This is a genomic window from Paenibacillus sp. MMS20-IR301 (assembly GCF_032302195.1).
Taxonomy (GTDB): Bacteria; Bacillota; Bacilli; order Paenibacillales; family Paenibacillaceae; genus Paenibacillus_AQ.
In genome coordinates this window covers 2,949,179-2,964,851 of record NZ_CP135275.1, presented here as the reverse complement: position 1 = coordinate 2,964,851, position 15,673 = coordinate 2,949,179, and the positions used below count along the sequence as shown (strand labels likewise).

The 15,673-nt window shown below is 50.8% G+C and carries 16 protein-coding genes; 5 read left to right on the top strand and 11 right to left on the bottom strand.

The window, feature by feature from the left end; genetic code table 11:
- Window positions 1-349 precede the first annotated feature (349 nt).
- Window positions 350-838 carry a tetratricopeptide repeat protein gene (locus LOS79_RS13185; protein ID WP_315420365.1) on the top strand — a complete coding sequence of 163 codons (489 nt, stop codon included), beginning with the start codon at window positions 350-352 and terminating at the stop codon, window positions 836-838.
- Window positions 839-1,059: 221 nt separating this feature from the next.
- On the top strand, window positions 1,060-1,806 hold the full coding sequence (locus tag LOS79_RS13180; RefSeq protein WP_315420362.1) for an SAM-dependent methyltransferase: 747 nt from the start codon (window positions 1,060-1,062) through the stop codon (window positions 1,804-1,806).
- 189 nt (window positions 1,807-1,995) lie between these two features.
- Here LOS79_RS13180 and LOS79_RS13175 read toward each other — a convergent pair whose 3' ends face one another.
- The 6 genes from LOS79_RS13175 to LOS79_RS13150 all read right to left on the bottom strand — a co-directional run bounded on the left by LOS79_RS13175 (window position 1,996) and on the right by LOS79_RS13150 (window position 6,778).
- Window positions 1,996-2,826 (bottom strand): hypothetical protein, encoded by an 831-nt coding sequence (locus LOS79_RS13175; RefSeq protein ID WP_315420360.1) that lies wholly within the window; start codon window positions 2,824-2,826, stop codon window positions 1,996-1,998.
- A 75-nt stretch (window positions 2,827-2,901) separates the two neighbouring features.
- Entirely contained in the window at window positions 2,902-3,945 is a 1,044-nt protein-coding gene (locus LOS79_RS13170; RefSeq protein ID WP_315420357.1) for a M42 family metallopeptidase, read from the bottom strand.
- A 29-nt stretch (window positions 3,946-3,974) separates the two neighbouring features.
- Complete coding sequence (locus LOS79_RS13165) at window positions 3,975-4,295, bottom strand: LapA family protein (RefSeq protein ID WP_315420355.1); 321 nt, start codon at window positions 4,293-4,295, stop codon at window positions 3,975-3,977.
- An 85-nt stretch (window positions 4,296-4,380) separates the two neighbouring features.
- On the bottom strand, window positions 4,381-6,171 hold the full coding sequence (pepF, locus tag LOS79_RS13160; protein WP_315420353.1) for an oligoendopeptidase F: 1,791 nt from the start codon (window positions 6,169-6,171) through the stop codon (window positions 4,381-4,383).
- A gap of 196 nt (window positions 6,172-6,367) precedes the next feature.
- Window positions 6,368-6,538, bottom strand: a complete 171-nt coding sequence (locus LOS79_RS13155) for a hypothetical protein (RefSeq protein ID WP_315420350.1) — start codon at window positions 6,536-6,538, stop codon at window positions 6,368-6,370.
- Window positions 6,539-6,544: 6 nt separating this feature from the next.
- Window positions 6,545-6,778, bottom strand: coding sequence for a hypothetical protein (locus LOS79_RS13150; RefSeq protein WP_315420348.1), 234 nt, complete (start codon window positions 6,776-6,778; stop codon window positions 6,545-6,547).
- 172 nt (window positions 6,779-6,950) lie between these two features.
- Between LOS79_RS13150 and LOS79_RS13145 the strand changes: the two genes are divergently transcribed.
- Complete coding sequence (locus LOS79_RS13145) at window positions 6,951-7,148, top strand: cold shock domain-containing protein (RefSeq protein ID WP_315420346.1); 198 nt, start codon at window positions 6,951-6,953, stop codon at window positions 7,146-7,148.
- A gap of 388 nt (window positions 7,149-7,536) precedes the next feature.
- Here LOS79_RS13145 and LOS79_RS13140 read toward each other — a convergent pair whose 3' ends face one another.
- Window positions 7,537-8,793, bottom strand: a complete 1,257-nt coding sequence (locus tag LOS79_RS13140) for an MFS transporter (protein WP_315420343.1) — start codon at window positions 8,791-8,793, stop codon at window positions 7,537-7,539.
- A gap of 217 nt (window positions 8,794-9,010) precedes the next feature.
- Between LOS79_RS13140 and LOS79_RS13135 the strand changes: the two genes are divergently transcribed.
- The gene (locus LOS79_RS13135; RefSeq protein WP_315420340.1) at window positions 9,011-10,093 is read left to right on the top strand and encodes a tetraprenyl-beta-curcumene synthase family protein; all 1,083 of its coding nucleotides are present in this window, start codon (window positions 9,011-9,013) and stop codon (window positions 10,091-10,093) included.
- Between the two features lie 73 nt (window positions 10,094-10,166).
- Window positions 10,167-11,138, top strand: a complete 972-nt coding sequence (gene pfkA, locus LOS79_RS13130; protein ID WP_315420336.1) for a 6-phosphofructokinase — start codon at window positions 10,167-10,169, stop codon at window positions 11,136-11,138.
- Window positions 11,139-11,259: 121 nt separating this feature from the next.
- On the opposite strand, the gene LOS79_RS13125 is transcribed toward pfkA, so the two are convergent.
- The 4 genes from LOS79_RS13125 to LOS79_RS13110 all read right to left on the bottom strand — a co-directional run bounded on the left by LOS79_RS13125 (window position 11,260) and on the right by LOS79_RS13110 (window position 15,415).
- Window positions 11,260-12,615, bottom strand: a complete 1,356-nt coding sequence (locus tag LOS79_RS13125) for an MATE family efflux transporter (protein ID WP_315420333.1) — start codon at window positions 12,613-12,615, stop codon at window positions 11,260-11,262.
- A 106-nt stretch (window positions 12,616-12,721) separates the two neighbouring features.
- Window positions 12,722-13,963 (bottom strand): putative glycoside hydrolase, encoded by a 1,242-nt coding sequence (locus LOS79_RS13120; protein WP_315420329.1) that lies wholly within the window; start codon window positions 13,961-13,963, stop codon window positions 12,722-12,724.
- A gap of 240 nt (window positions 13,964-14,203) precedes the next feature.
- The gene (locus LOS79_RS13115) at window positions 14,204-14,398 is read right to left on the bottom strand and encodes a hypothetical protein (protein ID WP_036702366.1); all 195 of its coding nucleotides are present in this window, start codon (window positions 14,396-14,398) and stop codon (window positions 14,204-14,206) included.
- Window positions 14,399-14,587: 189 nt separating this feature from the next.
- Window positions 14,588-15,415: a YitT family protein gene (locus LOS79_RS13110; RefSeq protein ID WP_315420319.1), complete on the bottom strand. Its 828-nt coding sequence runs from the start codon at window positions 15,413-15,415 to the stop codon at window positions 14,588-14,590.
- Window positions 15,416-15,673 lie beyond the last annotated feature (258 nt).

Below are 15,673 nucleotides of genomic sequence, written 5' to 3'. Positions count from 1 at the left end.
TTCATTTGGGCAATGCAGCAATGAAGCATCTGGCAGAAGCTGTCTTCTTGCATGACGCCTCTCGCGCTGCGTGTTCTGAGGAATAAGTGGAAAAATGACATTTAATACTCCTGAAAATGCTAAGTTCAGAAGAATAGGTGGACAAACAACACTTATTCATCTGCCATTTCATGTTAAGAATAGAAATCAGGAAAATTAAATGACATTTATCCAATTAAATCAGATTGTTTGGCTTAAGGCACTTGAATACGTGGAGAATTTCCACTTAATTTACCTGTGATTCCGCCGGATTAGCTTATATAACAAATTTCAGCCCTCCGGGCGGAGCTTTAGAAAGGGAGGCAGCCTGATGACATCTGCACTTGAAGCTGCCGCAGCGCTGCGCACCTCCGGTCAAGCGGAGGAAGCAAGGATCTTGCTGCTCCAACTGCTGGACGGGGATCACCACAACGCTGAACTGTACTACCAGCTGGCCTGGACGCATGATGTGCTGGGTCTGGAACGGGAGGCTGTCAGCTATTACGAGCAGAGTCTCGCGCTTGGACTTCCTGATGAGGAACAGAGGGCGGGGGCGATGCTCGGTCTTGGCAGTACGTACAGGACACTCGGGGAGTATCCGGCGTCCCAAGCCATGCTGGAACAGGGCATAAGGGAGTTCCCGCTGCGTGCCGAGTTTAAGGCCTTCCTGGCGATGACCCTGCATAATCTGGGCGCGCATGCAGAAGCGATGGAGCTGCTATTGCAGCTGCTTGCTGATACCTCTGCTGATCCAGGGATACAGAGCTACAGCAAAGCTATCAGCTTTTACGCGGATAAGCTGGAAGAGCGGTGGGATTAGACACAGATCATTAATTCAACAGACCGGCACCGTTAATCAGGTGCCGGTCTGTTTTGTGACTGTAGGAGAGAGAGCGTCAGCCTGCTGCCCACGCACAGAATGAGTATAATTATTTCTTCCTTTGACTGAAATATCCGCTCCGGTCTACTATAAAATTACAAAACAGGTTAGCAAGTGAATTTATAATTGGACTTGCTTACATCAAAGCGGAGGGATTAACAATGGATATTAATAGTTCCAGAATTGAGTATAACGGTGGCTTCTACGAAGAGATTGGTGATTTCATTAAAGGTAATTACTTAAATTATGGATTTGCCAAGGGAACAGTCCAGGAAGTTGAATTCCTGATTGAAGAGATGAATCTGCAGCCGGATGCACGGGTTCTGGATATTGGCTGTGGACCGGGCCGGCACAGCCTGGAGCTAGCCCGTCGTGGAATTCAAACAGTCGGTGTTGATATTTCTACGGAATTTATTAAATATGCGAACGGAGCAGCTCTGAGTGAAGGGCTGAAGGCAGAATTCCTGGCAGCAGATGCCCGTGAACTCGCCTTTACCGGGGAGTTTGACGGAGCGATTTGCCTTTGTGAAGGCGCATTTGGTTTAGCCGGCAGTGAGGAGAACCACCGGAAGGTCCTACGTGGCGTGCAACAAGCCCTGCGGCCCGGATCTTTATTTATTCTCACCGTGATTAATGCCCTTAACGTGGCACGTAAAATTAATGATGAATCGCTATTCGATGCTTATACTTGTACAAAAGCCGATAAAGAAATGATTCTCAGCCCGGAGGGTGAATCCAAAGAGGTAACTATCTACACTACAGCTTTTACGTACAGAGAATTAGCAATGCTGCTTGAAAGTGAAGGCTTCGGGGTGGAGGCAGCATACGGCTGCACCGCAGGACATTTTGGAGCGAATCCCTTAAAGGTCGACAGCATGGAGATTATGATCGTTGCACGCTGTAAATAAAGATTCTATTCATTAACAAAAGCGCAGCATCTGCCTTCAACCTGGCGGATGCTGCGCTTTTATTTTGCGGCTGGGTCTGGAACGGCCGCCAATACGATTCTGCAGTCGGTGCTGTTTCCAGCGCCGTCTGTGCCCCGCCGTCTGCACTCCGCGGCCCGCGTCCCGCCGAGGCGTCACGCACCCGCGCCGCTACTTGCCGCCGGCCACGGCAATCATCTGCACGACCGGCCGCGAGTCGCCGGTCAGCACGGCCTCTTCGGCGTTCATCTGCGATGAACCGTCTCCGTCGAGGAAGATCCCCTCCCGTCCCTCGCCCGGGACGGTCTCCAGCACGGCGGCGCGGAATTCCGCCGCCGTGCAGAGCGTATTCGTGACGAGCAGCCATAGCTTCCCGGCCTGGTCATAGACCAGCCCGGAGCGCAGGCGCTGCTCGCCCTCATAGGGCAGATGCTCTGCGGCCGCCGCTGCTGCCCAGAGCTCTTCATGCTGCAGGTTCATGCTGATGCCGCCCTGCGCCCAGTAATTGCCGCGGTCGCTCACCGCCAGGTCGCCGCCTGCGGCTGCAACCTGCACGCTGAATGCTTCCGCGGCGCCATCCCAGACCAGGGTTCCCCGCGCATATTTCGCGTTGAACCAGCCCGAGCCGTAGCCGTGCGGTGCACCGTTCACCGGCTGGTCGTCCATGATGGCGATGGACAGGAGGTCCTCGCCGTAGAAGAAGCCGCCGTTAATCCCGTAGGCGGCAATCTGGCGCAGCGGCAGGCCGGCGCGCCGCAGCACGACATCCTCCGGGTTCACAGCCATCATATGGAGATGGATCTTGCCGGAGCTCTCCGCCTCCAGATAAGTGTAGCTATGAGGGAGGCCGCTAAAGACTTCCTGCTCGCCTGAACCGTTTAATCTCAGTACAATCAAGCTGCCAATAGCGAGTAATAACAGCACTCCGGCAGTGATTATCCACATTTTGCGCTGTCCGCGCAACTGGTGTATCCATCGTCCAATTTGAGCTTCCGCCAACATAAGCCGCCCCCAGATATCGTAGCATCTCCCGCAGACCCAAGCGTTGCATCACAACCGCTTCACTAGCTGCTAAGCTTAGTTCGCTCCAACATAAGCTGCAAGCAGCTTGGCTGTATTCAGTACAGCCTGCTTATGCGTGCGCTCCATGGAGTGGGAGGCATGCACGCCGGGACCGATCAGCGCGGCCCGGATGTTATTGCCGCCGCGCAGTGCAGCGGAGGCATCTGAGCCGTATTGCGGATAGATATCCACGGCAAAAGGAATGGCCAGCCCGTTCGCCAGCTCAATCAGCCGGCTGGTCATGGCATAATCATAAGGGCCGGATGAGTCTTTGGCGCAGATGGAGACATCGGTCTCCTTGCAGCTCAGATCATCGCCCATTGCGCCCATATCTACAGCAATCATCTCGTTGATCCCGCCGGGAATCCAGGCTGCCCCGTGACCGACCTCTTCATAATTCGAAATCAGCAGAGATAGGTTATGCAGCGGCTTCCAGCCTTCACGCCGGATGCTCTCCAGGAGCCCGAAGATTGCTGCTACGCTGGCTTTGTCATCCAGATGGCGTGACTTCACGTATCCGCTTGGGGTCAGAACCGCGCGTGCATCGAAGGAGATAAAATCACCGACAGCAATACCCAGCTTCAGCACATCATCTTTAGTCGCGACCACTTCGTCGATGCGGATCTCCATGTTCTCCTCGGCACGCTTGTAATCACGGGCATCTGCATAGACATGCACAGACGGGTGGCTGGTCAGAATCGTGCCGGTATAGGTCAGGCCGCTGCGGGTATGGATCATGCAGTATTCATTCTCAATACTGTTCATAGTGAAGCCTCCGACGGAGGTCAGGCGCAGCGTGCCGTTTGGCTTGATAGAGCGGACCATGGCTCCCAGCGTATCTACATGGGCGCTGATGCCGATAGTACGCGAAGGGTCAAGGCCGGGAACGGTCAGAATGGCGCCGCCCTTTTCATTCCAGGCCAGCGGAATATTCAGTGCGGCCGCTTCTTCAGCCACAAGTGCCATCACCTGGGAGGTGAAGCCGCTGGGGCTGGGGGTGTCGAGCAGTTTTTTGAGCAGAGTCAGTATATATTCTTCATTGGGCTGGATATTTAACAAAGGATGATCCTCCTGTTCGTTGTATGGGGTTATAGCTGGGATGAACCTTCGGAAGAGAAGGTATCATCAGGAGCACTTATAGAGTCCAGGCTGCTGCCTGTATCACGGAGCTTGGACAACTCGGCATTCAGGCCTTTGATCTGCTTCTGCAGCTTATACTGGCGGAAAATGCCATAGGAGCCGACTACCACGCCGCCAATCAGCGCACAGCCGAGAATAATCAGGATCAGCGGAATGCTGACCACATCGAAGCCGAAGTTCACCAGGACCGGATCTACGTTCATCACAGCGAACACAGCCGTCACCAGCGCAAAAAACAAACCTAATATGAGCGACCATTGCAATTTCATGTAACTTCCTCCTCGGGGCGGTATGACAGTATAAATCCCTTGCCCGTAAAGGGCAAGGGATTAAAGTAATACTAAACTTTATGCCTTATTTGGTCAACTGTTCCATCTGCTCGATCACGCTTTCGAATACGCTCATAGCTTCACGGATTGGTTCAGGTGTGGACATGTCGACGCCGGCCTTGCTAAGAATGTTGATCGAATAATCACTGCCGCCGCTCTTCAGGAAGCCGAGGTAACGGTCTACCGCCGGTTTGCCTTCCTCGAGAATCTGCTTGGCAAAGCTGGTTGCCGCAGAGAAGCCGGTAGCATATTTGTAGACATAGAAGCTGTTATAGAAATGCGGAATCCGCGCCCATTCCATCTCAATATCCTGATCCACTACCATATCCTTGCCGTAATATTTGACATTCAGGTCGTAGTAGATGGCCGAGAGATCCTGCGGTGTAAGCGATTCGCCTTCTTCAGCACGCTGGTGAATGATCTTCTCGAATTCAGCAAACATGGTTTGCCGGAATACGGTGGTACGGAACTGGTCGGCGTAGTAGGTGAGCAGATACATTTTCTCCTTCGGATCCGTCGACTTGTTCAGCAGATAATCCATCAGCAGGGCTTCATTGGTAGTGGAAGCAACCTCAGCCAGGAAAATCGTGTACTGCGCATCCCGGTATTTCAGCGCTGTATCTGAGTAGTAGGAATGCAGGGCATGGCCCATTTCATGCGCCAGCGTGAACATGCTGTTAAGATTGTCATTATGGTTCAGCAGCACATAAGGGTGGGTACCGTAAGCTCCCCAGCTGTAGGCGCCAGTGCGTTTGTTCTCATTCTCATAGACATCGATCCAGCCTTTATCGTAGCCCTCCTGCAGCACGCTAAGATAGTCCTCACCAAGCGGCTTAAGGCCTTCTTTGGTGATTTTCTTGGCTTCTTCAAAAGTGATATCCAGCTTGTATTCGTCCACCAGCGGAGCGAACAGGTCATACATATGTAGCTCGTCAACCCCAAGCAGCTTCTGGCGCAGCTTCATATAACGGTGCATCAGCGGCAGGCTTTCGTGGATGGTGTCGATCAGATTGGTGTAGACTTCCTTCGGAATGTTGTCACCATAGAGGGACATTTCCAGCACGGAAGGGTATTTACGAACTCTTGAATAAAATACATTCTTGTTCACATTCGCACTCAGCGTAGCGGCGATTGTGTTCTTCTGCTTGCCGTAAGTTTCATAGACGGCTTTGAACGCATTTTTGCGCACTTCACGGTCCGGGCTTTCCAGGAATTGAATGTAGCTTCCGTGGGTCAGCTCCACTTCCTTGCCTTCTTCATTCTTGACCTTCGGGAATTTGAGATCCGCATTGTTCAGCATGCCGAATACGGTCTGCGGTGCCTGAGCGAGTGTGCCCACCTGGGCGAGCAGCGCTTCCTCGGCTTTGGAGAGAACATGGGCTTTCTCACGCTTCATCTCCGTTAAGGTGAAGGTATAGTCTGAAAGGGAAGGGTCGGCGATGAACTGGTCCAGGGTCTCATTTGGCAGGGCCAGAATTTCCGGTGTGACAAAAGAGAGGGCTTCTCCTGCTTCAACGCCCAGCTTCTTGGCTTTCTGGGAGAGGGCCTGGTACTTCGGAGCAGCCGTATCTTCATCCTGGCGCATATGCGCGTACACGTAGAGGCGTTCAGTCAGGAGGGACAGCTTATCATCCAGCTCGAAGCACTTTTTGAGGGCATCCGGTGAATCCAGCTTGCCCTGGAAAGCCCCGGCGCTTGTGATAAGTTCCTTAACTTCCTTATACTCGGCATCCCATTGTTCCTCTGAAGCAAACATGTCTTCAAGCTTCCAGCGGTTCTCGGCGGGCACTTCACTTCTCTTAAGTAATTGTTCCATAGAAATCCTCCTCGGTTGGTGGGATGCAGCAGATCTTGTTCCTGCTTGCGGCTGCGCTGCCGAGAGATTCCCCGGCAACAGGCCAAGCGCCAGCAGAAGCGGGAGGAATTTGGCGGTAAAGGACATGACGGCAGCCTCCTGAAGAATTAAAGTCGGCTTAGTATGCCCTGCCAATTCCTAGTTCATTAGAATAAAGTTAGACGAGCAGACTGTAAATAATGAAGATAAATGCGAAGGCAATCAATATGACAGCAGCCAGTGCCATGCCGCGCTTCATGCGCGGCGGCATTTTGTCCTTGCTCATTACGAGTACGGCACCCAGGCACAGAACGACGATTACATAGATTACAAGGCTCTCGTTGTTCATGCCTGCTTACACCTGCTTGAAGGCAGCCATAATATTCCTATACTCTTCTTCATTATCTTTATAGGACTCTTTATTGAAGCGGTTGTTCACCCACTGCATCATGGCCGGGCGGCTCATGAAGGTATGTGTTTCTTCACCCCACTGGTCAGAAATTTCACGGAGGATAATATACCGTCCCTGAACCTCTACCGTCATCATATTCCACTTGTCTGTTTTGTATATTTCATGTTTTTTGATCATTATCATTACCACCCTGGCGATTTTTGGCTTTTGGCTCAATGATAACGCACCCGGGAAGAGAAAAGCAAATTAAATCAAGAATAAAGGGAAATGATGGATTGCTTTACAGGTATAGATGGAGTATAATGTAAGCATACGCCATATATGGCGGTATTTTTAGGAGGTTGTTCATTTGAAAGGTACAGTAAAATGGTTTAACGCAGAAAAAGGTTATGGTTTCCTTCAAGTAGAAGGCGGCGAAGATGTATTCGTTCACTTCTCAGCTATTCAAAGCGACGGTTTCAAGACATTGGATGAAGGCCAAGCGGTTGAATTCGATGTTACTGACGGTAACCGCGGTCCACAAGCAGCGAACGTAGTTAAATTATAAGATACGGCAAGGCAGAGCCTCTGTCAGCCGCAAATATATATATTTGATGCAGCAAGCACTTGCAAGAGTAGCACAACAGGCAACTTAAGCAACACACAGTTCTTTCGGGAACTGTGTTTTTTTATTTTTTAGGACATTATAGTTTCTGTCTGTTGTGGTAAGGTGTGTAAAGATTTCTGGATGGTTTTTCTTTGAATAACTTCGTAGTAGAGTAACTTTGTTGCTGAACGCAGCTGAAGGTTCACCGGGAGGAGTTGGAGTCTACTTGATTCCCGCGGTCAAAAGCTGAATGTATGCGGAAAACCGAATACTATAGGTTAATGCTATGCCATTTAGTTCAGCCATGCGTTCCCTGAAGGGACACATGGCTGATTGTTTAAGGAAACCGTTATTGTCTGCCTGCAGATTTTTTGCGGAAGGGCCGGCCGGTGCCGCCGCCGATATCCAGCAGATGCTTGGAGAAGAAGCCGGTGAAAGCGAGCAGTGAGAAGCCGGTAGCGACATAATAAAAGACAGTCCGGCCGGCATCCTGGAAGATCAGGCCGCCGAATGTGCCGCTGAGCAGTCCGGCGCCGCTGGACCAGACCACGGTGAAGATGGCCATGCCCGTCGCCCGGAGATGATCGGGGATAATCCGTGTAATATACCGGACAGCGGTTACAAAGTACACACCAAAGGAAACGCTGTGCATGGCCTGAATGGCAACTACCATGCCCGGCTCCTGCGTGAGTGCCATGAACAGAAAGCGCAGGGCGAACATCAGACTGGCGAAGGCGAGGAGGGGGAGCTCCTTGAACCGCTCACCGTATTTGCTCAGCGCAAAAAAAACAGGGATTTCACTAAGCGCCGAAGCCAGCAGTGCCCAGCCGATGACCTCATCGCCTGCGTTCATTCCCTTCAGGCTCAGCGTCAGGAAGGCTTCATTCATCCGGTAGCCGATGGCAAGCAGAAATACAGAGCCGAAGAACCAGAGTACCTCTTTTTGCAGCAGAATCTCTTTCAATCCTCCGCTTCGGGCCTGTTTGATTTGGGGCTGCCCTTCTGCAGCTTCGTCTTCAGGTGCCGGGACTGGTTCGGCGCGTGCAGCATCCTTCAGGCCGATGGAAATGAGCAGCGCGGAAACAACGACTACTATGCAGATACCAACACTGTATTCAGGACCTAATGCCCGTAATAGATAGCCGACAGTAAGGGCAAAGAAAGAGTAGCCGAGTGAGCCGAACACGCGGATTGCGATGAAATTGCGTCCGTGCCGCTGGGCAATTTTGATCGCCATAGTATCAGCAAGCGGATACACAGGGTAATAGAAGAAGTAGAAAACGGGCAAAATAATCATCACACTAGAGAAATCTGTCATTCTGGCCAGAATGATGGCGGTTACCAGTTGTCCCCCGAGCAGGATGGCGATGATCTTGCGGACTGCACCGATCCGGTCGCTCATCATGCTCCAGAACAGGTTGGCCAGGATCGAAATCAGCGGGCCGACAGAGTAGAGCAGACCGATTTGCGGGCTGCTGAAGCCCAGATGTGAATAGAACAAGGGAAAATACGATACTACCAGTACACTGGTGCCGTAAAACGTAAACATAAAGAACCGCAGCCAATTCTGATCGCTGTACCGGCTGCCGCTGTCGTGCTGCTTCATAAATCTGCACTCCTCCGGATATGAACAACATTATACATTTTATGTAGAACGGGTAATAGTATAGCACAAAGCCGGAAAGCCGGGTTTACCTAAATTAATGTATTTCTGAATCTTTCACGGTTTTGCGAAAGTGATTTTGTTGTTTGTACAAATACGCTCTGCATATTATAATAAATGATGATTTGGATAAGGAGACAACAATGTGGAGGCACTGTCATTGAATGAATTTGAGCAAGGCCGTTACCTTAGTCCGCGGGGTCCCATTGGACTGATGAACCGGGTCTACAAGTACGTGCTGCCGGAAGTGCGATCATGTCTTGATTTCTGGCGCCGGGATGCTGAAGGGATTCCCGATCCCGAGCTCCGCAGGCAGGCGCTTGCCAGCATTGAGACGAAACAGTTTCACTGCGAAGGCGGCGGAATTTATGCTGCCGGCAATTTGTCGATGAGACATATACTGATTCCGCTAATTGTCGCTTATCAGACGATCAGTGATTATTTGGACAACCTGTGTGACCGCAGTACTTCGCTTGACCCTGCCGATTTCCGGCTGCTGCATCAATCGATGCTTGACGCTATTGATCCTAAGGCGGAGCCGGTGAACTATTACGCGCTGCGCACCGAACAGAATGACGGGGGATATTTGTCCAGGCTGGTCCGCAAATGCCAGGAGATGATCTTACAGCTTCCGGGTTACAGTGCTGCGGCTCCAGAGATTCATGATCTGGCTGTGCTGTATACGGATCTCCAGGTGTATAAGCATATCCGCCCGGAACTCAGGGAATCTGCCCTGAAGGAATGGTGGGAGAAAGAAGGGCAGCGTGCCCCTCATCTCCAGTGGAATGAGTTTGCAGCGGCGACAGGTTCAACTCTGGGGGTCTTTATGCTTTTTCTGGCTTCCTGTGATCCCAAGCTGAGCACATCTGCAGCATCTTCCATCCGTGCCGCGTATTTTCCGCATGTTTGCGGGCTGCATATTATGCTGGATTACCTGATTGATCAGGATGAAGACCGCGCTGGCGGGGACCTCAATTTCTGTAATTATTATGACAATACTGATACCATGCTGAATCGGATCGCTTCCATAGTGGAGTGGGCCCGCAAGGATGTCCGGAACCTTCCCGAGACCTCAATGCACCGTATGGTCATCGAGGGGCTCTTGGCACTTTATTTATCCGATCCCAAAGTCAGCGAACAGCGGGAGGTTCGCACTGTATCCAAACGTCTGATGAGAAGAAGTCCGCTGACGAGACTGTTCTTCTTCGTAAACAGCCGCTGGATACGCAAACACATGTATTAGTCGCATTATATGCTGTAGGCTGCAATTTCTTTCTGGAATCAGCCGGGCGCAATTTTAAGGAGGAACAAACCGAATGTCAAACGTAAAAAAAATTGCAGTACTAACCAGTGGAGGAGACTCACAGGGGATGAACGCCGCAGTCCGTGCGGTTGTGCGCAGCGCGATCTACTTCGGAATTGAAGTGTTCGGCATTCAGCGCGGTTACCAGGGGCTGCTTAACCGTGATATTTTCCCGATGGATCTGCGCAGTGTCGGTGATATTATCCAGCGCGGAGGTACTATTCTGCAATCTGCACGTTGTCTGGAGTTCGTTAAGCCTGAAGGCCAGCAGAAAGGTGCCGATATCCTGAACGAATTGGGAATCGACGGTCTGGTAGTTATCGGCGGCGACGGCTCCTACCAGGGAGCGAACAAGCTGAGCAAGCTTGGAATTAAGACGATGGCTCTGCCGGGAACAATTGACAATGATATTTCCTTTACGGATTATACCATTGGCTTTGATACAGCTGTTGGCGTTGTAGTCGATGCAATCAACAAGCTGCGTGACACCATGTCTTCCCATGAGCGTTCTTCTATTGTAGAAGTAATGGGACGCCACTGCGGAGACATCGCCCTGTATGCTGGTCTTGCTTCCGGAGCCGAAACGATTCTGGTGCCGGAAATGCCTTATGATCTGAATGAGGTTGCTGACCGGATGAAGGATAATTTTGCAAGAGGCAAACGCCACAGTATCGTTATCGTAGCTGAAGGCGTAGGCAAAGGTGAAGATGTGGCACAGGCACTCAAAGACCGTCATGCCTCTCTGGATGCCCGCGTAACCGTTCTGGGCCACATTCAGCGCGGCGGTACACCAACTCCGGCAGACCGCAATCTGGCCAGCCGTCTGGGTGATTTCGCTGTCCGTAAGCTGATTGAAGGCGAGTCCGGCAAAGCATGTGGAATTATTAAAGGCGAATTGACGCTTACTGATATCGATACTGTAGTGAACACCAAGAAAGATTTCAATACGGATCTGTATGAACTGGCTTCCCGTTTATCCCAATAAGAAGCTGAGTAAGTACAAGCAGTACCTTCGTTTCTACACAACAAACCCGCCTGGAGACAGGCGGGTTTGTTGTGTCTTAAGTGCCTCGGTATTGTGCCTCGATAATTACTCTTATAGCTGCTTAAGCTTTCTCCAGTGAGAATCTTCTTTGCACTCTGACAAGCCGGGCAAGCAGCAGGATGGCTCCGATAGCCAGACCCGTAATCAGTCCGATCCAATAGCCGTATGCGCCAAGCTCCGTATAAGTTGCCAGCAGATAACCCACAGGAAGGCCGATTATCCAGTAAGCGGCAAAGCAAATGAGAAAGGCCGGATTGACATCCTTATAACCGCGCAATACACCTTGGGTAGGTGTAGCAATCGCATCAGAAATCTGGAAGAAGATCGCATAGATCAGGAAATGCTGTATTAGTGAAATGACCTCTGCTTCATCCGAATACAAGCCGGCAACATGGCTGCCGGCAAACAGCAGCACAAGTGCAGTGAGCAGTGACAGGACCGCTGCCGTGCCGATTCCCATAATACTGTACTGGCGTGCGTCCTTCAGCCGCCCGGAGCCCGTCTCAAAGCCGACCAGAATGGTCAGGCTCATACAGATGCTTAGCGGAATCATATACAGTGTCGAAGCGAAGTTGATCGCCGCCTGGTGGGCGGCAATGGTCACTGTGTCGAAGCGGCTCATCAGCAGAGTTACGGCAGAGAATACCGCTGTTTCAAAAAAGATCGAAAAGCCGATCGGTACGCCGATTTTCAGCAGCTCCTTGAAGCTCTGAAGCGACATTGTGTGAAATTTACGGAAGAGCCGCAGGCTTTTGAAAGGCTCAGCACGGTAGATGAAAACAAGGGCAATGATGAAGATTACCCAATATGTAATGGCCGATGCGACACCTGCGCCGACTCCGCCTAAGCGGGGGAACCCGAAGTTCCCGAAGATAAGCAGGTAGTTCAGTCCAACATTGACCGGTAGCGCAATCAGCGTAATGAACATCGAGACCCGGGTCTGGCCCAGGGCATCGATACAGCTGCGCAGTACAGTATATCCGAACAGCGGTATAATACCGAAGGAAATGGCATGCAGGAAGCGGGAAGCTATATCGCGCACTGCCGGCTCCAGGTTCATGAAATTCAGTACAGGTGACAATACCAACCCGCCCATTATAAGGACGAGCACCGAGACGAGCAGTGAAAGCCACATGCCCTGCATTACCTGATGGGCGACATCCTTGTCACGCTTGCTGCCGATGAGATGGGAGACGATCGGTGTAATACCCATCAGAATACCGCTGAGGCCGGTCTGGATCGGAATCCACAGGCTTGTGCCGATGGCAACACCGGCAAGATCATTCGTGCCGAATTTGCCGGACATATTGGTGTCGAAGAAGGTGATGGCTGACAGGGCAATTTGTGTAATCAGGATCGGCAGCAGAATATGAAGAAATTGTACAGCCTTTTGCTTAATGGAAGAGGTTTGATTCATCTTAGTCGTGGCTCCGTTATCATGTATTTGGATGAAAAAAACCCGGCAGATGCCGGGCTCTGGATCATCATTTAGTATCTCAATGTATCAAATAATGGCTGCAAGCTTATTGTTCGTAGTCCACATCAGCGGTGTAACGGTTGTTGGCATTCCAGAGCAGGAATTCATCTATATTCTCGTCCTTCAGGGCACGAATCTGATCCTCTACCTGCTGCTTGCCGTATTTGACATAATGTCCACTGCCGAGCCAGCTGGCGGTAAAGTCCTGAATCCATGGACGGATTACCGGTTTGTAGCTGCCGAGCGGGTTAAGCTTCTTATGTGTGTCGACCATTGAGCCCCTGATCGTGGCGTAAGGGTCCTTGTCCGGATCCTTAACATCGAACCAGCCGGTGGAGTAATGGCTCGGATAGACCATCGGGCTGATGACATCCACATTCTTGGAGATCTTGACGAAATCCTGGCCGATGCCTTCTGCAGCAGGGACCGAGGCGGCATAACCGAAGATATCGACGGATACACGTACACCGAGCGGTGCGAGCTCTGCTTTGGCATATTTGACAAAGTCGGCAATAATCTCAACGCGCGGACGGTCGCTCTTCGTGTATTTAAGAGTATCGGCACGTTTCTCAAAGCCTTCAGGGAAACGTACATAGTCAAATTGGATTTCCTTGAAGCCGAGCTTGACCGCTTCCTTGGCGATGTCCACATTGTATTTCCAGACATCTTCATTATAAGGATTCACGAAGCTGTCCCCGCCTTTGTTGGACCATACAGAGCCGTCCTTATTAACAAAGGATAATTCCGGTTTTTTCTTAGCGAGTACGGAATCCTTAAACACAACAATCCGGGCAATCGGATAAACCTCATGCTCCTTCAGTCTTGTCATCAGCTTATTGATGTCCCCGATGAACGGCTGGGGATGTCCGAGCTCCTGAAGCTCGGCATTATCTGTCTTGTATGTGATGTATCCGGCATCATCCTTAATGTCGATGACCATGGAGTTCAGATCCGTTTTGTCCAGCAGGTCCAGCAGCGTTTCCATCCGGGAGCCGCCGGCGCTGTAGGCCGTTACATAAATGCCTTTTACTTTGGGCGCATCAGGCTGCGGATCGGTGTGAAGCGCTGCGCTTGCGTCCGGAGTTGGGCTTGGTGAAGGTGCTGGTACCGCCGTGCCGCCGGCTCCGCTTGGTGTAGTCGCTGTTGCATTCGGATCATTAGTGTGTTCTGCGACGATGGGGGGATTCATGGCGCTCTTCAGTACTGCAGCCACATCGGCGTCGTGTCCGTGGCCCGGTACACCGACGCTTCCCAGGGCCATCATCAGTAATGCCCAGGTGATGTTCATTTCATATTCGCTCCCTTTATGTACATTCCCTTAAAGTATAAAGTAACGGATGCACGCAAAAAGAACAGACTTGTAACAATACCCGTAATTTTTGGTGTCATAAACCGCTCTTGTTGTTAATAAACGGGATGTACAGATTTTGAACCGCTAATGTAAAAAGTAAATGCCGCCCGGGACCGGAGCAAAAAGCCGGATCCAAAGCGGCAACTATCAAAACCTTCTTGCTTAAAGGCAGCTTGCTTAGTGGAGATACGCAGAATTCTGATGCTCGCAAATGCTGTAATGGATGATATCCATGGCATCTGCCGGTTCCAGAATACTCAGGCCGTCACGCAGGACAATAACTGAATTCAGTTCGTCCTGTTTCAGGAACGGTATCATATCGGGATACCACCTCATGACGATTGCTGACAATTTTACCGTTTCCATTTCCATAACAATCACCCTTTCCTTTTTCGAATCGAACTGAATTAAAATTCAGAATCCAACCGGAAAAACGAAGTGCCTGGAAAAGAGGGGTAAAGCACAATCTTCATGAAATTGATTAGGGTCCTGCGTGCTTCTAATATATCACAATTTTAAAATAAGCGCATTTTTTTGCAGCCCGGCCAGTGTCCCCGCGGGTTATCTCTTGCGGAATGAGCCCATTACCCCGACCGTTTCCACAATATTAACAAAAGCCTGGGGATCACTTGTCTTAATAATGCGCTTAAGCTCAGCCAGCTCGTATCTTGTGGTCACAGTCATTAGCATGTCCCGTTCCACATGAGAATAAGCACCTTCGGTTTTGATCTTTGTAACTCCGCGCTGCAGTCCCAGCAATTGCTGCAGGAGCTCATCAGTCCGGGTAGTCACAATATAGACCGTAACTTTGATGTGGCTGACATGGATCAGATCCACCACCTTGCCGCTCACATAAATGGATACCATGGAAGCAAGCGCCAGATTCCAGTTGTTGTCAAAATAGGCTGCAGCCAGAATGACCAATCCGTTCAGCCCGACCAGCACATTCCCGATCGGGAAATCCCGGTACCGCGTAATAATGGAGCCCAGGATGTCAAACCCGCCGGAAGATCCGCCTACACGGAAGGATATTCCGGCGCCGGCGCCTACGAGTACTCCGCCAAAAACAGAAGCGAGCAGCATATCCGAGGAGACCTGAATTTCTGGAACCAAGGTCATCAGCCAGGTTGTGGCTCCGACAGACAGGATGCTTAGGATAATAAATCTCCGTCCGAGCTGGAACCAGCCGGCAACCAGCAGCGGAACATTGAAGAGCAGATACATCAGACTGATATTAAATGGAGTGAAGTAACCGACCAGCATGGCCAGGCCGGAGACACCGCCGCTGAGCAGCCTGTGCGGGATCAGGAATAGATTAAACCCGCAGGCAATCATCGCAGAGCCGAGGATTACGGTGAGATAACTCCCGAATAATCTGAGTTTTAACAAGCAAATTCACCTCTATGTTTAATGTAAGTAATGAAAGTAAGGAATGTACTGGTATTCCTAAAGGAGTTTGTGATATAATGTATAGGATATTCTTGAGTAGGACGTTACAATGGTATTTTTGCATTGCTTAGAATGCGAAGTTACAGTTGTCAGGTGTATGTAGTAGCCTGATCATAGGACAGCTTTTTTGTCCCAATACGCGCTAAACCATGCAGGAAATACGGCATGATTGGACAGCCTATAAATGTGTTTACCGCT